Raw genomic sequence first — 22289 nt, 5'->3', positions numbered from 1 at the left:
CTACTTCTCGATGTTCTCGAAGTCGAACAGGCCATTCCAGGCGAGGTCGGCCTTCTTGACCTTGTCCGACCGACCTGCGGCGGCAAGGTAATCGATGATCGGGATGTCGGCCATGTCCTTGATCAGCAGGGCCTGGGCCTGCGCGACGATCTTGTAGGATTCGTCCAGGGTCGGCGCGGCGAGTGCGGCGTCGAGCAGGTGATCGAACTCCCGGCTCTTGTAGTCGACGTTATTGGTCTCCGAGTAGCTGTAGTACTGCGAGGTAAGGAACTGCAGCATCGTCGGGTAGTCACCTTGCCAGCCGTAGCGGAAGGCTTTCCCGATTGTCTTGGCGTTCACCAGGTCTCGGATGTTCTTGAAGGTCGGGTAGGGCGTGCCGACCGCGTCGATGCCGAGGGTGTTCTTCACGCTATTGGCCACCGCTTCGATCCACGCCTGGTGACCGCCGTCGGAGTTGTAGGCGATCTCGTAGCGGCCCGACCACGGCGAGATGGCGTCGGCCTGGGCCCACACCTTCTTGGCCTCGTCCGGGTTGTACTTCAGCACCTCTGCGCCCGGGAGGTTCCCGTTGAAGCCGGGCAGGGTGCTCGCGGTGAAGTCGCGCGCCGGGATCTTGGTGCCGTGGAAGATGGTCTCGCAGATCTGCTCTCGGTTGATCGCCATCGAAATAGCCCGACGCCGCAACAGGCCCTCTTCGCCGCCGAAGTGCGCGACGTTCGCCTGGACGCCGATGTGCTGGTTCTGCGCGGACGGCTCGATGATCGCGCGGTCGCCGAGATCCTTCTTGTAGGAGCTCAGCGCGCTATCCGGGATGGTGTCGAGGGTGTCGAGGTTGCCCGCCTGCAGGTCGGAGTACGCGGTGTCGAACGACTGGTACATCACGAATCGCAGACCCTTGTTCTTGGCCGGGCGCCCGCCCTTGTAGTCAGGATTCGGCGCCAGGTCGATCTTGACGTTGTGCTCCCACTTGTCGAACTTGTAGGGGCCGTTGCCGATCGGGTTCTCACCGAAGGCCTTCATGTCCTTGAACGCGGCGTCGGGCAGTGGATAGAACGGTGCGTAACCGAGTTCGGTTTCGAAGTCGATGGACGGCTGCTTCAATGCGACGGTGAAGGTCCGGTCGTCGACCACCTGCAGACCCGACAACGTCTGTGCCGTCGGCTTGTCCGCCGACACCTCGTCAAATCCGACGATCGGGGTGAACACGTAGCTCTGCAACTGCGCGTTGGTGCCGAGCGCGCCGTAGTTCCAGGCGTCGACGAACGACTTGGCCTTGACCGGGGTGCCGTCGGTGAACTTCCAGTCCGGCTTGATGGTGATCGTGTAGTTCTTCCGGTCCGTCGTCTTGATCGACTCCGCCATCTCGTCGTGGGCAACGCCCTTGCTGTCGTAGTACTTCAGGCCGGCGAACAGCCGGTCGACTACGCGGCCGCCCATATTCTCGTTGGTATTGGTTGGCACCAACGGATTCTGCGGCTCACCACCGTTGGTCGTGACGATGCCGGCATCAGCACTATCGCTCGACGAACATGCGGACAGTCCCAGACTTGTGGCCAGTAGGACTGCCGCGGTCAACGCTGTAGCTCTGTGGAATCTCAACGCGTTCTCCCGATTTCGAGACAGGCAAAGGAGATCGGCAACACGCGCAGGAGATCACTTTCCAGCGCGTCTCGATTCGATCGCCTTGGAATGTCACGGACAGTAGCTATTTGGACTCGCCTTGTCATCGGATTGACCGAGGTTCGTTCCACTTGTTACCAATCCGGCAACATTGCCGAAACACGAAAAACATGGCGCTGAAAACACCAATTCGCCGGAACAATGCCGCAGTGCGGGTCATCCGGTGCTGGAGGAGTAGAAGAAGACCATAACCAGCGTCGGGCCCGTTTGTCTGCCGATCGGGCCGGATACCCACCCTGGTGACGGGATGGAAACCCGGTGGACATACCGGACACGCCGTAGGTCACAGTTGATTAGTGTCGAACTGGCCCGCACCGGGCGCGTCGAATCGAGCGCTGCAGATTTACGTGAAAGAAGAGACGAGATGACCGATACCTCTGCTGACCACCGGGACTCGTACCCACCGACCTCGGAGTTCGCCGCCGCGGCGAACTCCGACGCCGCGCTGTACCAGCGCGCCGAGGCGGATCGTGATGCGTTCTGGGCCGGACAGGCCGGACGGCTGCATTGGGATCAGCCATGGACGCAGGTTCTCGATTGGAGCGGTGCGCCGGTCGCGAAGTGGTTCGTCGACGGCAAGCTCAATGTCGCCTACAACTGCGTGGATCGGCATGTCCTCGACGGGCACGGCGATCAGGTCGCCATCCATTGGGAAGGCGAGCCGGGCGACTCTCGCGACATCACCTACGCCGAACTGCTCGCCGAGGTGAGCCGCGCCGCCAACTACTTCACCGAGCTCGGCCTTGCGGCCGGCGACCGGGTGGCCATTTACATGCCGATGGTCCCCGAGGCCATCGTCTCGATGCTGGCCTGCGCCCGGCTCGGCCTCACCCACTCGGTGGTCTTCGCCGGTTTCTCCCCCACCGCGCTGCGCCAGCGCGTCGACGACGCCTCCGCGCGCCTGATCATCACCACCGACGGGCAGTGGCGGCGCGGCAAGCCCGCTCCGCTCAAGGAGGCGGTGGACGAGGCCCTCTACGCCGACGGCAGTGCTGTTTCGAGCGACCTGCGAGCAGTCGCTAGCGATGCTGTTTCGAGCGACCTGCGAGCAGTCGCTAGCGATGCTGTTTCGAGCGACCTGCGAGCAGTCGCTAGCGATGTGCCGCACAGTGTCGAGCACGTACTTGTCGTGCGGCGCACCGATATCGAAGTGCCCTGGACCGACGGCCGCGACGTGTGGTGGCACGAGACGGTCGCGCAGGCATCTCCGGAACACGAAGCGCAGGCGTTCGACGCCGAGCATCCGCTGTTCATCCTCTACACCTCCGGCACCACCGGCAAACCGAAGGGCATCCTGCACACCTCGGGTGGATATCTGACGCAGGCGTCCTACACCCACCACAACGTCTTCGACCACAAGGCCGGTAAGGACGTCTACTGGTGCACCGCCGACATCGGCTGGGTGACCGGGCACAGCTACATCGTCTACGGTCCGCTATCGAACCGGGCGACACAGGTCGTCTACGAGGGCACGCCGAACTTTCCGGACGAGCACCGGCACTGGCAGATCGTCGAAAAGTACGGCGTCTCAATCTATTACACCGCGCCGACGCTGGTACGCACCTTCATGAAGTGGGGCCGCGAGATCCCCGCCGCGCACGATCTGTCCAGCATCCGGGTGCTCGGCTCGGTGGGCGAGCCCATCAACCCGGAGGCCTGGCGCTGGTACCGCGAGGTGATCGGCGCGGGCACCGCACCGATCGTGGACACCTGGTGGCAGACCGAGACCGGCGCGATCATGATCTCCCCGCTGCCCGGCGTGACCGCCGCCAAGCCGGGCGCCGCGATGACCCCGCTGCCGGGCATCTCGGCGACGGTCGTCGACGAGGAGGGCAAGCCGGTCCAGCTCGGCGAGACCGAGGCCAACGGCTACCTGGTGCTCGACCAGCCGTGGCCGTCGATGCTGCGCGGCATCTGGGGCGATATGGAGCGGTACAAGACCACCTACTGGGAGCGCTACGCCGAGCAGGGCTGGTACTTCGCCGGTGACGGCGCCAAGCTCGACGCCGACGGCGACCTGTGGGTGCTCGGCCGGGTCGACGACGTGATGAACGTGTCCGGGCACCGCATCTCCACCGCCGAGGTGGAGTCCGCGCTGGTCGGGCACCCCGGTGTCGCCGAGGCTGCAGTGGTCGGGGCCAGTGACGACACCACCGGCCAGGGCATTGTCGCGTTCGTCATACTCACCGCCGAGGCCGAGGACACCGGCGCGTCGCTGATCGATGAGCTGAAGGCGCAGGTGTCGCGCGAGATCAGTCCGATCTCGCGGCCGCGGGAGATCCACGTGGTCCCCGAACTGCCCAAGACACGCAGCGGCAAGATCATGCGTCGACTGCTGCGCGACGTTGCCGAGGGCCGCGAACTCGGCGACACCTCGACGCTGGTCGACCCGAACGTCTTCGAGGCGATCCGGGCCAGTCGCGGCTGATCCAGGTAGGCAAACGGCAGGTGATCCGTTAGATAGAATTGCGTAAGGTGTGCCGGGAAGTCTGGTCGGCGTGCGGTCGTGAACCCGAAAGCTGAATCGGTGGGATTGTGCGTCCGCAGCCCTGACCACCGTGCCGGAAGGTTTCCCGTGATCACCCAAGTGCGCTCGGAACTGACGCGCTATCTACGCACCGAAACCGTCGGCGGCGCAATGCTTCTCATCGCGGCTGCTACCGCGTTGCTGTGGGTGAACTCGCCGTGGGGCGACAGTTACGTCACCATGACCGAGACGGTGCTGCCCATCGCGCCGCTGCACCTGGATCTGACCTCGGCCGACTGGACCGAGGACGGCCTGCTTGCCATCTTTTTCTTCGTCGCCGGACTCGAGCTCAAACGCGAGCTCGTCGTTGGTGAGCTCGCCGACCCCAAACGCGCCGCACTGCCGATCATCGCCGCGGTCGGCGGCGTGGTCACCCCGGCGCTGATCGCGCTGTTCGTCGGGTTCGGCGTCGACGGGATGGATCGAGGCTGGGCCATTCCGGTGGCCACCGACATCGCGTTCGCGCTCGCGGTGCTTGCCATGACCGCCTCCCGGATTCCGGCCGGCGCGCGAGTGTTCCTGCTCAGCCTCGCGGTAGTCGACGATCTGCTCGCCATCCTGCTGATCGCGGTGCTGTTCACCACCGCGCTCTCGGTCTTGTGGCTGGTCGCGGCCGCGGCCTGTTTCGCCGGATGGGCGCTGGCGCAGCACAAGCGGGTCAGCACGCCGATCGTCTACCTGCCGCTGGCGCTGATCGCCTGGTATGCGCTGCACGAGGCGGGCATCCATCCCACGCTGGCCGGTGTCGGACTCGGCCTGTTGACCAGAGTGAAAACCGATCCCGGCGAGCAGGAGCCGCCCGCCACCCGGCTGGAGCACATGATCCAGCCGATCTCGGCCGGACTGTGCGTGCCGCTGTTCGCGCTGTTCGCCTCCGGAGTTCCATTGGACGGCAAGGTCTTCGGACAGCTGTTCACCGACAGGCTGTCGCTGGCCATCATTCTCGGATTGCTGCTCGGCAAGACCATCGGCATTTTCGGGATCAGCTGGGTGGCAATCCGGTTGGGTATCGCGAAGCGCCCGGCGAATCTCGGTTACCGCGACATGTTCGCCCTGTCGGTGCTCGGCGCGATCGGCTTCACCGTTAGCCTTCTCGTGGCAGAACTCGCGCTGACAGACGTCGGCGACGGCTCCGCTGTCGAATTGGCAAAGGCAGCGGTGTTGGTGACATCAATGGCGGCGTCGCTCGCTGGTTCAGCGCTACTGTTGCGGCGTGGGCGCGTCCACCAGGCGCGTCGTGACGTGCGTGCGCTACAACCAGAAGAGTGAGGCCGAGGCAGTGCCGGGACAGGGAGAAGGGTCGACCAAGTGAGTTTCACAGACGGCGGTAACGGAAACGACGCACGACGCGACCGGTCCGCATCGCACGATTCCGGCCACACGGTCACCTCGATTCCACTCACCGACGCCCACCCCAACGGGTCCGCCAGCTTCGGCAGCCTGGTCCGCGACGCGACCGAGCAGATGTCGATGCTGGTGCGCGCCGAGGTGGAGCTGGCCAAGGCCGAGGTGACAGGTGAGATCAAGAAGGGGCTGCAGGGCAGCGTCTACTTCATCCTCGCGCTGACCGTCCTGCTGTTCAGCACGTTCTTCTTTTTCTTCTTCCTCGGCGAGCTGCTAGATCTCTGGCTGGCGCGCTGGGCGGCGTTCCTGATCGTGTTTCTGCTGATGATCGCCGCGACGGCGGCGCTCGCGTTCCTCGGCTACCGGCGGGTGAAGAAGTTGCGCGCCCCGGAGAAGACGATCGATTCGCTCAAACAGGCTCGTGCGGTGCTGCCGAGCGGATTCGGCGCGGCTGCGCACGAGGAACACCTTTCCCTCGACAAGCCGAGCAGCTAGGCGGTGGCCGGACCTTCGTCCGGCCACGCCGACCACTAGGCTCGATCGGCGTGTCGTCGAACTCCTTTCCGGATCCGTCCAGCGTCCGTTATGACGGACCGTGGACGCATCGGGACGTTCATGCCAACGGCATTCGATTCCATGTCGTGGAGGCCACTCCCGAGCGCGCGAACGCGCCGTTGGTCGTGCTGCTGCACGGCTTCGCCGACTTCTGGTGGTCCTGGCGCCACCAGCTGACCGGCCTTGCCGAACTGGGGTATCGCGCGGTCGCGGTGGATCTGCGCGGCTACGGCGACAGCGACAAACCACCGCGCGGCTACGACGGCTGGACGCTGGCGGGTGATGCCGCCGGACTCATCCGGGCACTCGGCTACACCGAGGCCAGCCTGGTCGGACATGCCGAGGGCGGACTGGTCTGCTGGGCGACCGCGGTGCTGCACCCGCGCCTGGTGCGTTCGATCGCCCTGGTGAGCTCGCCGCACCCGGCCGCGCTCAAGAGCGCGGTGCTGCGGGACGGCCGCCAGCGCAGGGCGTGGCTGCCCAACTTCCTGCGCTATCAGCTACCCCGATATCCCGAGGGCCTGCTGACCACACAGGACGGCTTCGAGGTCGAGCGGCTGCTGCGCCAGCGAGTCGGCGGAACCTGGTCGGGCACTGCCGAATTCGTCGACACCGCGCGGCGCATGCGCTCGGCCATCCAGATCCCCGGCGCGGCGCACTGCGCGCTGGAGTACCAGCGCTGGGCGTTCCGCAGTCAATGGCGTCCGGACGGTCGTCGGTTCATGGCCACCATGCGCGATCCCGTCGACATCCCGGTGCTGGCGTTGCGCGGCGAGCTGGACAACTACTTGCTGCGCAACACCTTCCACCGCGGTCAGCAGTGGTCACCACGACGACGCCTTGCGACCATCCCCGGCGCGGGGCACTTCGTGCACCAGGAAAACCCGGATGCCGTCACCACGGAATTGGCCAAACTACTGACCTGATCCCGACGGCACCGATATTTCGGCGGATGCCGAATCCAGCAGGGGCCGTCGGGATCAGGCTGCTCGACAGGTAGGGCGGCCGGTCAGCTCAGGACACAGGCCCCGGTGCCGACCGCCGCGTCCTCCGCGGGTGCGATATCCAGTTGAGCACGGACCTCGGCCAGGGTGAGCACGTAGCCGGTGTCGTCGTCGGTGACGGCGGCGCCGAACACCACACCGAGCACCTCGCCCTCCGTATCCACCAGTGGCCCACCGGAATTGCCCGCCCGAACCTGACCGCGCACGGTGTAGACCTCGCGCTCCACCGTGCCGTTGCGATAGATGGTCGGCCCGGTCAGATCCAAGGTCTCACGCACGCGGGCCGCGCTGGCCGTGTACGGCCCGCCACCCGGGTAGCCGAGCACGATGGCGCTGTCGCCGGAGCGGGCGGGCTTGGGAGCCTGCGGCACCACCGGAGCGGTGAGGCCGGGCACCGCGAGCACCGCGACGTCCTTGGACGGGTCGAACAGCACCACGGTCGCATCCAGCGGACCGCGTGCGGTGTCCGCCTTGACGCTGGTGGTGCCCGCGACCACGTGGGCGTTGGTCATCACCCGCTCGGGCGCGATCACGAAGCCCGAACCCTCCAGCGCCCGCTGACAGCTCGGCGCCACACCGCGGATCCGCAGCACGCTCTGCTGCAGCGAGCCCGCAACCGGGCTGGCGAGCACGCTCGGGTCCGGCGGTTCGGCGGCCGCGATCGGCGCACGGCCGAACGGGCCGATCACATCCGGCAGCCCGGAAGTGTTGAGCAGCTTGGAGAATTCGTTCGGAACCCGGCGCAGCCAGTTCGGAGCGACGTTGTTGACGTCGGCGAGGACCCGGGATCCATTGATCGCGGTGGCAATCGCCGGTTGCGACGTCGACGCCAGCGGCAGTGCCAGCAGCCACGCGGTGACCAGCACGGCCACCGCCTGCAGCACCGCGCCGACCACGCTGTCGACGCTGCGGGTGAGCGAATGCCGCATGCCGCCACGCGCGGCGCGACCGAGCACCATGCCCGCGACCTCGCCGACAATCACCAGCACCACGATCAGCAGCACGCCGGTGAGCACCCGGGTGCGGCCCTCGTTGACGTGGATCAGGATGTGCGGCGCGATCAGGATGCCCGCGACCGCGCCGAGCACGACGCCGAGGAAGGCGAGCGCGGACGCGACCGCGCCCGACCGCCACCCGGACGAGGCAGCGAGCAGCGCCAGTAGCACGACCGCGATGTCGAGCCAGGCCGAGGAGCTCATAAAGTCATCCCTACTGCGGCGAGCGACGTCTCCAGATCACGCACGTCCGTGTGGTCCCAATCTCGTTCCCAGCCAGCGGCTTTGAACAACCCGGCGAGAATACCGCCGGTCAGTCCCCAGACCAGCATGCCGTCCACCTGGAAGGCGGGGCTCTGATAGCCGAGGCTGCCGCGCACCAGGAAACGGTTCGCCGGATCGAGCATCTCGGCCAGCGGCACCCGTGCAACCCGTTCGGTCTCGGTCTGGTTCACCACGGCGACTTCCCTCGGCGTCCGCCAGTAGGCCACCACCGGGGTCACATCGAATCGGGACGGCGGCACAAACAGCTTCGGTAGCACCGCAAGGGGTTCCACGCCTTCTCGCTCCAGCCCGGTCTCCTCGCATGCCTCACGCAGGGCCGTGTCGATGGGTCCGGTGTCACCGGTTTCGACCTCACCGCCGGGAAAGGCGACCTGACCGCGGTGCTGTCGCATGGTGGAGGCCCGCTGGGTGAGCAGTACGTCCGCGTCGGCGGGTAAACCGCCGGCTGCGTTCGGGTCCGGCTCGGGTGAGCCGCTGAACAGCACGAGCACGGCCGCCTGGCGGGGTGTGCTCGTGATGGTCATCGCCCTGCGCAGTGCCCGCGCCCGCGACAGCGTGTCGGTGGCATCGGTGTCCGGCGCGGTCGCCCGGCGCAGCCAGGGCGGGATGTTCTCCGGTGTGGGGGCTGTCATGCCGGTACTCCCAATTCACTTGCGACGGTGTCGGCGATGTCGCCGACTCCGTCGAATGCGCGCACGACCACCTCGGCCACGGACCCGTCCGCTCGCAACAACACCGACACCGGCAACACGGCAGGTGCGCCGACCGCGGTGCGCACCTTGGTTCCGGCGTCCAGCACTCCGGGCAGGGTCACTTTCAAATCGGCAAGCAGAGCCAGTCCCTCCGCTTCGCCCGGATCGCTGTGCACGGTCAGCACCGTAATCGCGTCGCCGACTCGTTGGGCATACTCCTGTAGATACGGCAACTCCTTGGCACACGGTCGGCACCAATACGCCCACAGGTTCAGCAGCGCGGGCTTGCCCGCGAGCGCGGCGGCCAGGTCGACCGGCTTGCCATCGGCCAGGCAGCTGAGCGTGATCCCGGCCAGCGGGCCGTGCCCGACCGCACCCGCGGCGGGCTGCGGGCAGGCGGTGAGCCCGGCCTCGGCGCGCAACTGGTCCGACATCAGCGCGCTCGATTGCACCTGACGATCACCGGCGACAGTGCCACCACCGCCACGCGGCCACAACGCAACCGCCAACGCCACCACGGTGATCAATCCCGCCAGTGCAAGGCGTGCCGCGACAGGTACCTGGCTCACCGGCCCACCAGCTCGAGCAGGTGCTCCGCCTCCGGACCCTTCACGAGCTCGGCCGCGGCTTCCGGATCGGTCGGCCCGATCCCGAACGAGGGGCAGTCCTTGGCCAGCACGCACACGCCGCACGCGGGCTTGCGGGCATGGCAGACCCGGCGCCCGTGGAAGATCACCCGGTGCGACAGCATCGTCCAGTCCTTGCGCTCGATGAGCTCGCCGACGATGTGCTCGACCTTCACCGGGTCTTCCTCGGTGGTCCATCCCCAACGCCGCACCAAGCGGCCGAAATGGGTGTCGACCGTTATTCCCGGCACGTCGAAGGCGTTGCCGAGGATGACGTTGGCGGTCTTGCGGCCAATGCCTGGCAACTTCACCAATTCATCGAGAGTGTGAGGCAATTCACCGTCGTACCGCTCGATCAGCGCCTGTCCGAGGCCGATCAGCGAGCTCGTCTTGTTCCGGAAGAAGCCGGTCGGGCGGATGTATTCCTCGAGCTCGGCGCGGTTTGCCTCGGCGTAGGCGCGGGCGTCCGGATACTTGGCGAAGAGCGCAGGTGTGGTGAGATTCACCCGCTCGTCGGTGCACTGCGCGGAAAGTATTGTGGCGACCGCCAATTCGAGCGGTGTGGTGAAGTCCAGCTCGCAGTGCGCGTCCGGGAACGCCACTGCCAGCATGCGGTTCATCCGGCGGGCCCGCCGGGTGCGGCCGAGCTGCGTTTCCGCTTGTCGCGCTCGCGATTTGCGTTTGAGTGCGCCGCCCGCGGCAGGTTGCGCATCGGTCGTCGCGGGGGCCGGCGAAGACCCGCTCACGGCGGCTGCAGAGGGGGAGACACGCACCCGTCCACCATACGGAACCACCACGCAACGGTGCCCGTTCAGATCAGCTGCCGTGTTCCATCTGAGACCTAGACCGTGTTTACTCCTCCCTATGCAAGGACTCGCTGTGGCGCTCTTCCCAGTGGTGCTGATGCTGTTTGCACTGGTTATGGAGCGGGTCGAGAACCGGCTCCGCAAACTTCTCGAACCCGATGAAGAGGTTCAGCAGTACCTGGACAACGCAAGCAACGCCGAAGTGAAGGAGCTGACGAAGCTCGGACTGCCCGCCGCGGTTGCCCGGATGCGCAAGCGCCGGTCCCGCAGCGAAGAGCTGGACGTCGCTCGGGCGAGCTAATCTAGGGCCCGAACCCCGCATCGGCGCGCCGCGCAATACACTCGTTACGTGGTGTCTGTCACTGCGCTGCCCCGATGCCGCGTAGACTGCTCTGTTGGCCGATTCGCTTCGGTCCAGGACAGAGCCATTTCCCATAAGGAGCACATTCGTGGACGAGGCCCTCGCCAGAGCCGGCATCTTCCAAGGCGTAGAGCCCACCGCGGTCGCGGCTCTCGCCAAACAACTGCAGCCCGTGGATTTCCCGCGCGGCCATGTCATCTTCAACGAGGGCGAACCCGGCGACCGCTTGTACATCATCACGTCCGGCAAGGTGAAGATCGGCCGACGTTCCCCCGACGGCAGGGAAAACCTGCTGACCATCATGGGGCCGTCGGACATGTTCGGTGAGTTGTCGATCTTCGACCCGGGCCCGCGCACCTCGACCGCCACCACCGTGACGGAGGTCCGCGCCGTCACGATGGATCGCGACGCACTCAAGTCCTGGATCGACCAGCGGCCCGAGATCGCCGAGCAACTGCTCCGCGTCCTCGCCAGGCGGCTGCGTCGTACCAACAACAACCTGGCCGACCTCATCTTTACCGACGTCCCCGGCCGGGTCGCCAAGGCGCTGCTGCAGCTCGCACAGCGGTTCGGCACCCAAGAGGCGGGCGCGCTGCGGGTCACCCACGACCTCACCCAGGAGGAGATCGCCCAGCTGGTCGGCGCCTCCCGCGAGACCGTGAACAAGGCGCTCGCCGACTTCGCGCACCGCGGTTGGCTGCGGCTCGAGGGCAAGAGCGTACTGATCTCCGACTCCGAGCGACTGGCCCGGCGCGCGCGCTGAGCCTTCCCGTCGGTCGGGAAGTCCTTTCGTCATCCCGGCGTTCGCCGGGATGACGTTATGCCTGCTCGGCGCGCAGGTACTCCAGCTGCGCCTGTACCGAACTGCGGGCGGCGAGCCATAGCCGCTTGTCGACGTCGACGTAGACCTTCCGCACCACGGCCATCGCGCCCGCGTCGGGGCCGAGCACGCGCAATGCCTCCCGGACCTGGTCGAGACGTTCCTGCCGGTGCTTGATGTAGAACCGGGCCACCGGCTCGAGATCCGGATGATCCGGCCCGTGCGCGGGCAGCAATGCGCGCCCGGCGCCCGCCTCGACCAGTCGATCCAATGACCTCAGGTAGTCGGCCAGTTTACCGTCGCTCGAATCGAGCACCGTGGTGCCGCTGCCCAGGATGGTGTCGCCGGTCAGCACGGCGTCGTCGAGGACGAAGCTCACCGAGTCGAGGGTGTGCCCGGGGGTGTCGAGGACGGTGATCCGCAATCCGGCCGCCTCGATTACCTCGCCGTCGACCAGCGGCGCATCCGAACCGCGCAGGAATTCCCCGGTCCTTGCCCGCACCAGGGTGCCGGTGAGCTCGACAAGTCGGTCGATGCCGCCGGTGTGATCGTGATGCCGATGGGTGATCAACGTGAGGGCGATATTGCCCTCGGTGACCCGGGCGATCGCCTCGCTGTGCGCTTTGTCCTTCGGGCCCGGGTCGATCACCACACAGTCCGACCGTCCCGGTGCGCGCAGAATCCAGGTGTTGGTGCCCTCCAGGGTCATCTGGCCCGGATTGTCGGCGAGCAGGACCGCCGCGATCGGCGTCACCTGCCGTAGCTGCCCGTACGCGGGATGAGTCAGCGTCATCGGATTACCCCAGTCGATCGAAAATGGTGGCCGCTAGCGACTGCTTGCAGGTCGCTCGAAATTGTCCCCGCTAGCGACTGCTTGCAGGTCGCTCGAAATTGTCCCCGCTAGCGACTGCTTGCAGGTCGCTCGAAATTGTCCGAGAACCTGTTTAGCGCACCTCGGCGATGAGTTCGACTTCGACGGGGGTATTCCTCGGCAGTTCGTATACGCCCACCGCGGAGCGCGCGTGCACGCCCGCGTCGCCGAGCACCTCACCGAGGAATTCCGAGGCGCCGTTGATCACGACCGGCTGATCGTTGAATCCCGGTGCGGAGGCGACGAATCCGACCACCTTGACGATCCGCACCACCGCGTCGAGCCCGACCAGGTCGTGCACCGCGGCCAGCGCGTTGAGCGCGCACAGCTTCGCCGCTTCCTTGGCATCCTCGACCGACACCTCGGCGCCGACCTTGCCGACCGCCGACAGCTGACCATCAACGAACGGCAACTGTCCGGAGGTGTAGACCAGCGAACCGGTCCGGATCGCCGGGCTATAGGCGGCGACCGGAGCCACGACCGGGGGCAGGGTCAGTCCGAGCCGGGCGAGATTCTTCTCCCACTGGGTCACTGCTGACATCCCTTCTCTATTTTGGGCGCTTGAGGTAGGCGACGTGCTGCTCGCCGGTCGGGCCAGGGAGCACGGTCACCAGCTCCCAGCCGTCGGAGCCCCACTGGTCGAGGATCTGCTTGGTCGCGTGCGTCAAAAGCGGAACGGTGGCGTACTCCCACACGGTCACATCACTCATAACGGTGAGCGTATAGCTCTGTCCGATCTGCCGCGCCTGCGGCACGGCGTGTTCGCGGCCGCCTCGGGCTGATGTCCGAACGGCCGGGACGCGCCGAGCCGTCTCACTGTCTGGTACAGAACGGTCGAGAAACCGACCAGTAAGCCTATCCCTGGGACGAGATCTCAGAACGGGTTATAGGCTCGCGATCGTGGGAGTACCAACAGCAGTGCCTATTTCGGCGGAGCCGGGGCTAGAAACGGGTTGGCCGAACCGGGCGGAAAAGGCCCGCTTGCACTTCGTGTCCGGAAAAGGGGGAACCGGAAAGTCCACGGTCGCCGCGGCACTGGCGCTCGCCCTTGCCGCAGGTGGTCGCCGGGTACTGCTGATCGAGGTGGAGAGCAGGCAGTCCATTGCCCAGCTGTTCGATCTGCCGCCTCTGCCGCCGACCGAGACCAGGATCGCCACCGCCGACGGCGGCGGCGAGGTGGTCGCGCTTACGCTCGATATCGAGCACGCCTTTCTCGAATACCTCGACATGTTCTACAACCTCGGCTTCGCCGGGCGGGCGATGCGCCGGATGGGCGCCATCGAGTTCGTCACCACGATCGCACCTGGCCTGCGCGACGTCATTCTGACCGGCAAGATCAAGGAGTGCGCCGTCCGCGTGGACAAGGCGGGCAAGCCCGCCTACGACGAAATCGTGGTCGACGCACCGCCGACCGGCCGGATCGCCAGCTTCCTCGATGTCACCCAGGCTATGGCCGAGGTGGCCAAAGGCGGGCCGATCGCCTCGCAGGCCGAGGGCGTCTCGAGGCTACTGCACTCAGATCAGACGATGATTCACCTGGTCACGCTGCTGGAGGCGCTGCCGGTGCAGGAGACCGCCGACGCGGTCGCCGAGTTGGAGGCCGCCGATCTGCGCATCGGCACGGTGATCGTGAACCGGGCGAGCAAGGCCCTGCTGCCCGCGGACGTGCGCAACCGCGCCTCCACCGGTGATATCGATACCAACGCCATCCGCACCGTTCTGGCCGAGGTGGGAATCTCGTTGTCGGACCAGAACTTCCATGGCCTTATTACCGAAACCATCGAGCACTCGGCCACTTTGCGGGCGCAGGACGACAGCGCGTCCGAGCTCACCCAGGTCAACGTGTCGCGGCTGTATCTGCCCGCTCTCGAGGACGGCATGGACCTTGGCGGCCTATATGAATTGGCCGAGCATCTGAGCGCGCAGGGCGTCCGATGAGTACACCTGGCACGAACGCCACTGCGCCACTAGACATTTCGAAGATCATCGCCGATCGCGCCGCCCGCGTCGTCGTCTGCTGCGGCTCCGGCGGCGTCGGCAAGACGACCGCCGCGGCGGCGATCGCACTGCGCGCGGCCGAAATGGGCCGGAAGGTGGTGGTGTTGACCATCGACCCGGCGCGCCGACTGGCCCAGTCACTCGGCGTCGCCGATCTGGACAACGCCCCGCAGCGGGTACCGCTCGACCCCGAGGCCAAGGGCGAACTGCACGCGATGATGCTCAATATGCGCCGCACCTTCGACGATATGGTGCTCGAACACACCAGTCCGGAGAAGGCGGGGCAGATTTTCGCCAACCCCTTCTATCAGACCGTCGCCTCCTCCTTCGGCGGAACGCAGGAGTACATGGCGATGGAGAAGCTGGGTCAGCTGGCAAACCGGAAGGAGTGGGACCTGATCGTGGTCGACACTCCCCCGTCGCGCAATGCGCTGGACTTCCTCGACGCGCCGAAACGGCTCGGGAACTTCCTCAACGGCAGGATGATCCGGGTCATCATGGCCCCGGGCCGCGGCGTCACCCGGCTGGTGACCGGCGCGATGAGCCTGGCGGTGCGCGGTGTGTCCACCATCGTCGGCGGCCAGATGCTCAAGGACGCGTCGAACTTCCTGCAATCACTGGAATCGCTGTTCGGCGGTTTCCAGGATCGCGCCGACCGGACCTACGCGATGCTGTCCAATCCGGGCACGCACTTCCTGGTGATCGCGGCCGCCGAGCCGGACGCGCTGCGGGAGGCATCGTTCTTCGTCGACCGACTGTCCACCGAGCGCATGCCGCTGGCCGGACTCGTGTTGAACCGGACACATCCGGTGTTGAGCGCACTGTCGGCCGACCGTGCGCTGACCGCCGCCGAACAGTTGGCCGAGACGGATCCGATCACATCCGCGGTGCTGCGCATTCATGCTCAGCGCGTCGCAACCGCGAAACGGGAACAGCATCTGCTGCACCGGTTCACAAGCGCGCATCCGCGGGTTCCGATCGCCTCCGTGACCGCGCTGCCGTTCGAAGTCTCCGACCTCGAGGCGCTGCAGGCCGTCGGCGATCAACTCACCGGCACTTCGGCACCCGAGCCGGTCGTGATATCTGATTGATATAGCCCTCTTAACGCCGAACGAGCCCGCTTCCGCGGGCTCAATCGGGCTTCGGCTAGGGACTAGATCGCCACCTGGTGCTGACGCTGCGCCTGGAAGAAGTCCGACCAGGAAGTCACCTCGGGGTGCTGCTTCAGCAGCGCACGCCGCTGCCGCTCGGTCATCCCTCCCCACACGCCGAACTCGACACGATTGTCCAGGGCGTCGGCACCACACTGCATCAGCACCGGGCAGTGCCTGCAGATCGTCGCCGCTTTGCGCTGTGCAGCGCCACGGACAAACAACTGATCGGGATCTACTTCTTTGCATCGAGCCTGGGCAACCCAGGCGATCCTTGCTTCGGCCTGCTCTACGTCCAATCGAGCGATGGGGGTTGTCATGTGCATTTGGTGTGCCCCTTTGCAGTCCGAACACCGGGTCAACGGCGCTCCAGAATCGCGTGTCAGCGTCGCAGCAACTCAAACCCCGCTGCGAACTGCACCACATTCCACTTTGAGTGTTAGCTCTATCACACTGGGTTCTCAATCTAGGTAAAGGTATAGCTCGAGCGCAAGACCGTCCCGAGACTTTTTGGTACGTCCGTCCCTCCAAACGTGATAGAAAACCGCGCGGTCGACTCGACACGCGCCTCGCCCTCTCGCGACACGCCGGATCCCGTCGCGCGACACGCCCATACGAGCTCCGGAACCGCGAGTTCCGGTCAGAAAGCCACCCCGTAGGCTGAGCTTCGTGCCGATCACACAAACGCTCGCGAGGCTGGCCGGCAGCTGCGCGCTGGCCGCGGTGCTCATCGCCGGGCTGATGTTCCCCCTCGCAGGCGGTTTCGGATTCGTTTCCAACCGTGCCGCCGACGCCGTCGACAACGTGTCCGCGGAGCTGGTGGAGGGCACCGTCCCTGCCGTCTCGACCATGGTCGACTCGACCGGGGCGCCTATCGCCTGGCTCTACGAGCAGCGCCGCTTCGAGGTCCCCAGCGACAAGATCTCCAACAACATGAAGTTGGCGATCGTCTCGATCGAGGACAAGCGCTTCGCCGAGCACGCGGGTGTGGACTGGCAGGGCACGATGCGCGCGTTCCTCACCAATACGACAAGCGGTCAGGTCCAGCAGGGCGCGTCCACGCTCGACCAGCAGTATGTGAAGAACTTCCAGCTGCTCGTCGTGGCCAAGACCGACGCCGAGCGCCGCGCCGCCATCGAAACCTCCCCGGCGCGCAAGATCCGCGAGATCCGGATGGCGCTCACCCTGGATCGGGAGCTGACCAAGGACGAGATCCTCACCAGGTATCTGAATCTCGTCCCGTTCGGTAACTCCTCCTACGGCATCGAGGACGCAGCGCAGACCTACTTCGGCGTCGACGCGGCCGACCTGAACGTGCCGCAGGCAGCGATGCTGGCGGGCATGGTGCAGAGTAGCTCGAAGCTGAATCCCTACACCAACCCCGACGGAGTGAAGGTCCGGCGCAACACCGTGCTGGACACGATGATCCAGAACATCCCCAGCCGCGCCGACGAATTCCGCAAGGCCAAGGACGAAGCACTGGGCGTGCTGCCCGAGCCGAAGGGCCTGCCGCGCGGTTGCATCGCGGCCAACGATCGCGGCTTCTTCTGTGACTATGCGCTGCAGTATCTGGCCAATTCGGGCATCAGCCGCGAGCAGATCGACAAGGGCGGCTATCTGATCAAGACCACGCTCGATCCGTTGGTACAGGATTCGGTGAAGCGCTCGGTGTCCGAGGCGGCCAACCCGAACCTCGACGACATCGCGCAGGTCATGTCGGTGGTCGCGCCGGGACAGGACTCGCATCCGCTGCTCGCGATGGCGAGCAGTCGCACCTACGGCCTCAACCGGGACGCGAACGAAACCGTGCAGCCACAGCCGTATTCGATGGTCGGCGACGGTGCGGGCTCCATCTTCAAGATCTTCACCACGGCCGCGGCCATGGAGAAGGGCTTGGGCACCAACGCCCAGCTCGATGTGCCGGGCCGATTCGAAGCCAGGGGCATGGGTAACGGTGGTGCCCGCGGCTGCCCGCCCGCGACCTACTGCGTCGAGAACGTGGGCAAGTACAAGTCGCCGATGTCGGTGACCGAAGCGCTGGCCACCTCGCCGAATACCGCGTTCGTCAAGCTGATCCAGGCCGTCGGCGTCACCCCGACGGTCGATATGGCGGTCCGGCTCGGCATGCGCTCCTACACCGAACCGGGCAGCTCGGGGCATGGCAACCAGAGCCTCGCGGACATGATCAAGGAACAGAACCTCGGCTCGTTCACCCTGGGCCCGGTCGCGATCAATCCGCTCGAACTGTCGAATGTCGCCGCGACGCTCGGTTCTGGCGGCCGATGGTGTCCGGCGTCACCGATCAAGGAAGTCCTCGACCGCAACGGCAAGACGGTGCCGCTCACCCAGCAGGCCTGCGAGCAGGTGGTCGATCCCGGCTTGGCCAACACCCTCGCCAACGCGATGAGCAAGGACGACGTCAGCGGCACCGCCGCCGGCGCGGCCCACTCGGTCGGCTGGAACTTCCCGATGTCGTCCAAGACGGGAACCACCGAAAGCCACCGCTCCTCAGCCTTTCTCGGCTTCACCAACGCACTGGCGGCCGCTGCCTACGTTTACGGCGACAGCCCGACACCCGGCGAGATCTGCTCGTTCCCGCTGCGCCCCTGCGGCGACGGAAATCTGTTCGGCGGTAACGAACCGGCGCGCACGTTCTTCAACGCGATCAAACCGGTAATGCCGCACTTCCCACCACCGGGTTTGCCGCCGTTGGACGACAAGTACGTCCGCGGATCAAACGGCGCGCAGGTGCCGGACGTCGCAGGCATGTCGCAGGGCGATGCGACCGCCGCGCTGGTTCGCGCGGGCTTCCAGGCCTCGCCGGTGACCGGTGTCGGATCACAGCCCAAGGGCACGGTGATGGGGACCGCGCCGAACGGATCGGCGATCCCCGGCTCGGTGATCACGGTCTACATCAGTGACGGCACCGAACGGGCCGCACCGCCGCCGGGTCCCCCACCACCGGCTGTGCCCGGCCTGCCGCCGCCACCGCGGTTGCCACCGATCCCGATTCCGATTCCCATACCGCTACCCCGATAGTTTTATCGAGAAGTAGTCAGAGGCGGGCTTTGACGGCAGCCGAGAGTCGCGAACCGTCGGCCTTGCCCTCGGCGATCGCGGTGGCGGCCTTCATCACCTGACCCATCTGACGCATGCCCGGCCGCTCGCCCAGTTGCTCGGCGACCTGGGCGATCGCCGTGTCGGCGACATCGGCGACCTCCGCGTCGGACAGTTGCGTCGGCAGGTACTCGTCGATGATCCGCGCCTCGGCGTGCTCGTTGGCGGCCAACTCACCGCGCCCGGCCTGGGTGTAGACCTCGGCGGATTCGCTGCGCTTCTTCGCCTCTTTCTGCAGCACGACGATGACCTCGGCGTCGGATAGCTCACGCGCCTCCGGGCCTGCGACCTCGGCGTTCTGGATGGCAGCCAGCAGCATCCGCAGGGTAGCGAGGCGCAGCTTGTCCTTTGCTTTCATCGCGGCGGTCAGGTCCGCACGCAGCTGCGATTTGAGTTCCGACATGTGCCACACGGTAGCCGCTCGCGCGGGTCCGGCCCACTACATTTGCCATGCGGTCCGATTTCGGGCGAGACATCCGGACGCTTGTGCGTAAACACACTCGGCGTTCCTCAGCGAGGTCACCTATGCTGGGCAAATGCCCGTAATCTCGACGTCCGCCATCCGACGATCCGCGTTGGGAGCCGCCGGGGCCGCGGTCGCCGGAATCGGCTACGCCTCGCTGATCGAACGAAATGCCTTCGTGCTGCGCGAGGCGACCATGCCGGTGCTGGAGCCGGGTGCGGCGTCCCTACGGCTGCTACACATCAGCGACCTGCACATGATGCCTGGTCAGAAGCTCAAGCAGCAGTGGCTGCGCGAGCTGGACCGGCTGGAGCCGGACCTGGTCATCAACACCGGAGACAACCTGTCGCACCAGAAGTCGGTGCCGGCGGTGGTGCAGGCCCTCGGCGGATTACTTTCCCGCCCGGGCCTTTTCGTTTTCGGCAGCAATGACTATTTCGCGCCGGTGCCGAAGAACCCGATGAAGTACTTCAAGAAGGACCATCGCCGCGTGTACGGCGCGCCGCTGCCGTGGAAGGACCTGCGCGCGGCGTTCACCGAACGGGGCTGGCTGGACCTTACGCACGTCCGTCGCGATGTCGAGGTGTCGGGCATTCGCATCGCGAGCGCGGGCGTCGACGATCCGCACCTGCAGCGCGACCGATACGACACCGTCGCAGGGGCCCCGAACCCGCTGGCCGAGCTGAGTATCGGCCTGACCCACTCCCCCGAGCCGCGGGTGCTGGATCGTTTCGCCGAGGACGGCTACGACCTGGTCATGGCCGGGCACACGCACGGCGGTCAGCTGTGCCTGCCCGGGTACGGCGCGCTGGTCACCAACTGCGGCATCGACCGGTCCCGGGTGAAGGGCTCGTCGAAGTGGGGCGCGCACACCCAACTTCATGTCTCCGCCGGTCTCGGCACCTCGCCGTGGGCGCCCTACCGCTTCTGCTGCCGACCGGAGGCGACGCTCGTGACGCTCGTCGCGGCGCCGCCGAAGCGACCTGTCACCGACAGTGGGCAGGGTGTTTCAGCCTCGGAGGCCATCGCCCGCTAGGGTCGCTTGCCGAGACTGAAATGTCAGGCAGGGGACGACCGTGAGTGGATTCGACGACCGCCGCAACGAACCGACGGTTCTTGGACAACCCGAGGCCGCGTATCGGCAACAGCTATCTGGGGCAGGGCAATCCGGTCCCGCTGGGCAATGGGATAACGGGCAGGCGCAGCCGGATCAGGGTGCAAACGGCCCGACGACGCCATGGACGCCAGGCCGGGGCGGATCGGACGACACAGGGCTGCCCGACCCAAAATCGCAGTCGCAACCGCCCTTTGGCGCGCAGGGGCAGTCCGACGCCACGCAGCAGTGGAACCGTGGTGTGCAGCCGAATCCCGTGCAGCAGTGGGACTCTGGAGCACCAGCGCAACCGAATACTGCACAGCAGTGGAACGCCGGCACACCGGCCCAACCAAACGCCGCACAACAGTGGAACCCTGGCGCACCAGGCCAACCAAACCCCACACAACAGTGGAACCCAGGCGCACCAGGCCAACCAAACCCCACACAACAGTGGAACCCAGGCGCACCAGGCCAACCAAACCCCACACAACAGTGGAACCCAGGCGCACCAGGCCAACCAAACCCCACACAACAGTGGAACCCAGGCGCACCAGCGCAACCGAATCCCCCGCAGCAGTGGAACGCCGGCACACCGGCCCAACCGAACTCCATACAGCAGTGGAACCCTGGCACACCGGCGCAACCGAATACTGCACAGCACGGGAACTCCGGCGCACTAGACCAATCGAACCCCACCATGCAATGGCAACCGACTCCCGGTGGGCAGTGGGGCAATGAGGATCAGACACCTCCTCAGCAGGAGTCGCCCAGTAGTCCACCGCAGCCCGATCCGACTCTGCAATGGCAGCCCATCCCTGTCCAGCAATGGGCCACCGGCGCCGAGGCGACGCCGAACCCGCAGTGGCAACCGAACCAAGGCTGGCCCGCGCAAGCGGAACCCACACTGCAATGGCAGCCCGCGCCCGCGCAGACCGCGCCCGCCCAGTACGGCGAGATCCCGCCGATCGAGCAGTTTCCGGCGAATCAGTACGGCGCACCGCAGCCGACCTATGGCGGTTACGGTGAGCCGCCGCGGGTCGGTGGTCCGCCTCAACAATTTCCGCCCGGCTACGATCCTGACGGGCGGCCGAGCCGCGTCCGGGGCAAGGCGTGGCTGGCTGCGGCGGTGGCTGCGGTCGTGGTCGCGGGCGGCGCGACGGCCGCCGTGGTCGTGGCCAATCGCGGGTCCGACGACACCCGCGCGCAGGACACCTCGCCGTCCATGGTGAATGCACTGACCACGACGGCGGGTGCGCACAACCCGACCAAGACCAGCGCGGGCAGGCCGACCACCACCGGGCCCGCCACCCGCAACGAAGCCCCGGTCGTGCCTGGCTACCAGGTGGTCGTCGCGCCCGATCGCGGCGCCGCCTACGACGTGCCCGCCGACTGGACCGTGGCGCCCGAGGGCACCATCGGCGGTTTCGGCGAGCCGCCGAACGCCGTCGTCGGCAAGGGCTACGCCAGCGAAGGCAAGAGCTACTGCCCCGGCTCCACCCGCACCGTCTCGTTCCTCACCGGATCCAAAGAGTCCGATTCCGCGAGCGCCGCAACCGAAGTCGGCACCAAAACGGCCACCCTCGCCTATAAGAACGCATCCGCGACGCCGAGCGGCGGCCAAGCACTGAACTCGCTCGACGACACCCAACACGGCATGTTCGTCGAGACCAAGGGCACCATCCCCGACGCCAAACCCGGCTGCGCCACCCAGTACTCGGTCTATACCTTCGCCTCGCCCACCGAGAACGGTAACTTCGTCATGGTGATCGCCGCCGACACCGGCGTGCCCCATGCCGTCGACGTGGCGACCGCGAAGCGCATCTTCACCAGCGTCCGCACCCACGGCAGCTGATTGACCTGCGGGTTTAACGTCTAGACGTTAGCTGTTGTAAGCTACC

Annotated in this window: 21 protein-coding genes; 11 read left to right on the top strand and 10 right to left on the bottom strand. The window is 66.3% G+C overall.

The genetic code is table 11. The features are described from left to right. Positions 1 to 1575 carry a peptide ABC transporter substrate-binding protein gene (locus tag ACV7NQ_RS18210; protein ID WP_463360770.1) on the bottom strand — a complete coding sequence of 525 codons (1575 nt, stop codon included), beginning with the start codon at positions 1573 to 1575 and terminating at the stop codon, positions 1 to 3. A 469-nt stretch (positions 1576 to 2044) separates the two neighbouring features. On the opposite strand from ACV7NQ_RS18210, the gene ACV7NQ_RS18205 reads away from it, so the two are divergent. The 4 genes from ACV7NQ_RS18205 (at position 2045) to ACV7NQ_RS18190 (ending at position 7032) form a co-directional block, all read left to right on the top strand. After that, complete coding sequence (locus ACV7NQ_RS18205; RefSeq protein WP_463360769.1) at positions 2045 to 4108, top strand: acetate--CoA ligase; 2064 nt, start codon at positions 2045 to 2047, stop codon at positions 4106 to 4108. A 150-nt stretch (positions 4109 to 4258) separates the two neighbouring features. Continuing rightward, a complete protein-coding gene (gene nhaA, locus ACV7NQ_RS18200; RefSeq protein ID WP_463365720.1) occupies positions 4259 to 5476 on the top strand; it encodes a Na+/H+ antiporter NhaA in 1218 nt (405 codons plus the stop codon). A gap of 39 nt (positions 5477 to 5515) precedes the next feature. Further along, complete coding sequence (locus ACV7NQ_RS18195; protein ID WP_463360768.1) at positions 5516 to 6046, top strand: phage holin family protein; 531 nt, start codon at positions 5516 to 5518, stop codon at positions 6044 to 6046. A gap of 50 nt (positions 6047 to 6096) precedes the next feature. Further along, positions 6097 to 7032, top strand: coding sequence for an alpha/beta fold hydrolase (locus tag ACV7NQ_RS18190; protein WP_463360767.1), 936 nt, complete (start codon positions 6097 to 6099; stop codon positions 7030 to 7032). Positions 7033 to 7115: 83 nt separating this feature from the next. Here the strand turns inward: ACV7NQ_RS18190 and ACV7NQ_RS18185 are convergent, their stop codons facing one another. The 4 genes from ACV7NQ_RS18185 to nth are packed head-to-tail and all read right to left on the bottom strand — an operon-like array spanning position 7116 to position 10454. After that, positions 7116 to 8309, bottom strand: a complete 1194-nt coding sequence (locus tag ACV7NQ_RS18185; protein ID WP_463360766.1) for a MarP family serine protease — start codon at positions 8307 to 8309, stop codon at positions 7116 to 7118. Then, positions 8306 to 9022: an NUDIX hydrolase gene (locus ACV7NQ_RS18180; protein WP_463360765.1), complete on the bottom strand. Its 717-nt coding sequence runs from the start codon at positions 9020 to 9022 to the stop codon at positions 8306 to 8308. Before ACV7NQ_RS18180 ends, ACV7NQ_RS18185 begins: the two co-directional genes overlap by 4 nt. Continuing rightward, a complete protein-coding gene (locus ACV7NQ_RS18175) occupies positions 9019 to 9651 on the bottom strand; it encodes a TlpA family protein disulfide reductase (RefSeq protein ID WP_463360764.1) in 633 nt (210 codons plus the stop codon). The genes ACV7NQ_RS18180 and ACV7NQ_RS18175 overlap by 4 nt, the downstream gene beginning before the upstream one ends. Beyond that, complete coding sequence (gene nth, locus ACV7NQ_RS18170) at positions 9648 to 10454, bottom strand: endonuclease III (RefSeq protein WP_463360763.1); 807 nt, start codon at positions 10452 to 10454, stop codon at positions 9648 to 9650. Before nth ends, ACV7NQ_RS18175 begins: the two co-directional genes overlap by 4 nt. Positions 10455 to 10587: 133 nt before the next feature. Here nth and ACV7NQ_RS18165 point away from each other — a divergent pair, with 133 nt between their 5' ends. Together ACV7NQ_RS18165 and ACV7NQ_RS18160 are read left to right on the top strand one after the other, a co-directional pair. Further along, complete coding sequence (locus ACV7NQ_RS18165) at positions 10588 to 10815, top strand: hypothetical protein (RefSeq protein ID WP_463360762.1); 228 nt, start codon at positions 10588 to 10590, stop codon at positions 10813 to 10815. A 148-nt stretch (positions 10816 to 10963) separates the two neighbouring features. Then, complete coding sequence (locus tag ACV7NQ_RS18160; RefSeq protein ID WP_011206875.1) at positions 10964 to 11638, top strand: Crp/Fnr family transcriptional regulator; 675 nt, start codon at positions 10964 to 10966, stop codon at positions 11636 to 11638. A gap of 55 nt (positions 11639 to 11693) precedes the next feature. On the opposite strand, the gene ACV7NQ_RS18155 is transcribed toward ACV7NQ_RS18160, so the two are convergent. From ACV7NQ_RS18155 to ACV7NQ_RS18145, 3 genes are all read right to left on the bottom strand, one after another. Beyond that, complete coding sequence (locus ACV7NQ_RS18155; RefSeq protein WP_463360761.1) at positions 11694 to 12488, bottom strand: MBL fold metallo-hydrolase; 795 nt, start codon at positions 12486 to 12488, stop codon at positions 11694 to 11696. A gap of 151 nt (positions 12489 to 12639) precedes the next feature. Further along, positions 12640 to 13107, bottom strand: coding sequence for a RidA family protein (locus ACV7NQ_RS18150; RefSeq protein ID WP_463360760.1), 468 nt, complete (start codon positions 13105 to 13107; stop codon positions 12640 to 12642). A 7-nt stretch (positions 13108 to 13114) separates the two neighbouring features. Continuing rightward, positions 13115 to 13276: a DUF4177 domain-containing protein gene (locus ACV7NQ_RS18145; protein ID WP_227998080.1), complete on the bottom strand. Its 162-nt coding sequence runs from the start codon at positions 13274 to 13276 to the stop codon at positions 13115 to 13117. Between the two features lie 208 nt (positions 13277 to 13484). Here ACV7NQ_RS18145 and ACV7NQ_RS18140 point away from each other — a divergent pair, with 208 nt between their 5' ends. Next, positions 13485 to 14504 carry an ArsA family ATPase gene (locus ACV7NQ_RS18140; protein WP_463365719.1) on the top strand — a complete coding sequence of 340 codons (1020 nt, stop codon included), beginning with the start codon at positions 13485 to 13487 and terminating at the stop codon, positions 14502 to 14504. Next, positions 14501 to 15655, top strand: coding sequence for an ArsA family ATPase (locus tag ACV7NQ_RS18135; protein ID WP_463360759.1), 1155 nt, complete (start codon positions 14501 to 14503; stop codon positions 15653 to 15655). The genes ACV7NQ_RS18140 and ACV7NQ_RS18135 overlap by 4 nt, the downstream gene beginning before the upstream one ends. 62 nt (positions 15656 to 15717) lie before the next feature. Here ACV7NQ_RS18135 and ACV7NQ_RS18130 read toward each other — a convergent pair whose 3' ends face one another. Further along, complete coding sequence (locus ACV7NQ_RS18130; protein ID WP_305082794.1) at positions 15718 to 16041, bottom strand: WhiB family transcriptional regulator; 324 nt, start codon at positions 16039 to 16041, stop codon at positions 15718 to 15720. Between the two features lie 415 nt (positions 16042 to 16456). Between ACV7NQ_RS18130 and ACV7NQ_RS18125 the strand changes: the two genes are divergently transcribed. Next, the gene (locus ACV7NQ_RS18125; protein WP_463365718.1) at positions 16457 to 18754 is read left to right on the top strand and encodes a penicillin-binding protein; all 2298 of its coding nucleotides are present in this window, start codon (positions 16457 to 16459) and stop codon (positions 18752 to 18754) included. A 16-nt stretch (positions 18755 to 18770) separates the two neighbouring features. On the opposite strand, the gene ACV7NQ_RS18120 is transcribed toward ACV7NQ_RS18125, so the two are convergent. Then, on the bottom strand, positions 18771 to 19235 hold the full coding sequence (locus tag ACV7NQ_RS18120; protein ID WP_463360758.1) for a GatB/YqeY domain-containing protein: 465 nt from the start codon (positions 19233 to 19235) through the stop codon (positions 18771 to 18773). Between the two features lie 133 nt (positions 19236 to 19368). On the opposite strand from ACV7NQ_RS18120, the gene ACV7NQ_RS18115 reads away from it, so the two are divergent. Together ACV7NQ_RS18115 and ACV7NQ_RS18110 are read left to right on the top strand one after the other, a co-directional pair. Further along, a complete protein-coding gene (locus tag ACV7NQ_RS18115) occupies positions 19369 to 20331 on the top strand; it encodes a metallophosphoesterase (protein WP_463360757.1) in 963 nt (320 codons plus the stop codon). Positions 20332 to 21088: 757 nt separating this feature from the next. Beyond that, entirely contained in the window at positions 21089 to 22243 is a 1155-nt protein-coding gene (locus ACV7NQ_RS18110) for a hypothetical protein (RefSeq protein WP_463360756.1), read from the top strand. Positions 22244 to 22289: the final 46 nt, after the last annotated feature.

This window comes from Nocardia sp. Tas62D01 (assembly GCF_055232035.1).
Note: the sequence above shows the minus strand (reverse complement) of the source record. Positions and strands in the feature narration are given on the sequence as shown.

Coding starts and splice junctions, on each gene's coding strand:
- ACV7NQ_RS18205 (WP_463360769.1), top strand. CDS start 2,045: ATGACCGATACCTCTGCTGACCACCGGGACTCGTACCCACCGACCTCG.
- ACV7NQ_RS18185 (WP_463360766.1), bottom strand. CDS start 8,309: ATGAGCTCCTCGGCCTGGCTCGACATCGCGGTCGTGCTACTGGCGCTG.
- ACV7NQ_RS18180 (WP_463360765.1), bottom strand. CDS start 9,022: ATGACAGCCCCCACACCGGAGAACATCCCGCCCTGGCTGCGCCGGGCG.
- ACV7NQ_RS18155 (WP_463360761.1), bottom strand. CDS start 12,488: ATGACGCTGACTCATCCCGCGTACGGGCAGCTACGGCAGGTGACGCCG.
- ACV7NQ_RS18150 (WP_463360760.1), bottom strand. CDS start 13,107: ATGTCAGCAGTGACCCAGTGGGAGAAGAATCTCGCCCGGCTCGGACTG.
- ACV7NQ_RS18145 (WP_227998080.1), bottom strand. CDS start 13,276: ATGAGTGATGTGACCGTGTGGGAGTACGCCACCGTTCCGCTTTTGACG.
- ACV7NQ_RS18135 (WP_463360759.1), top strand. CDS start 14,501: ATGAGTACACCTGGCACGAACGCCACTGCGCCACTAGACATTTCGAAG.
- ACV7NQ_RS18130 (WP_305082794.1), bottom strand. CDS start 16,041: ATGCACATGACAACCCCCATCGCTCGATTGGACGTAGAGCAGGCCGAA.
- ACV7NQ_RS18125 (WP_463365718.1), top strand. CDS start 16,457: ATGTTCCCCCTCGCAGGCGGTTTCGGATTCGTTTCCAACCGTGCCGCC.
- ACV7NQ_RS18120 (WP_463360758.1), bottom strand. CDS start 19,235: ATGTCGGAACTCAAATCGCAGCTGCGTGCGGACCTGACCGCCGCGATG.
- ACV7NQ_RS18115 (WP_463360757.1), top strand. CDS start 19,369: ATGCCCGTAATCTCGACGTCCGCCATCCGACGATCCGCGTTGGGAGCC.
- ACV7NQ_RS18110 (WP_463360756.1), top strand. CDS start 21,089: ATGCAATGGCAACCGACTCCCGGTGGGCAGTGGGGCAATGAGGATCAG.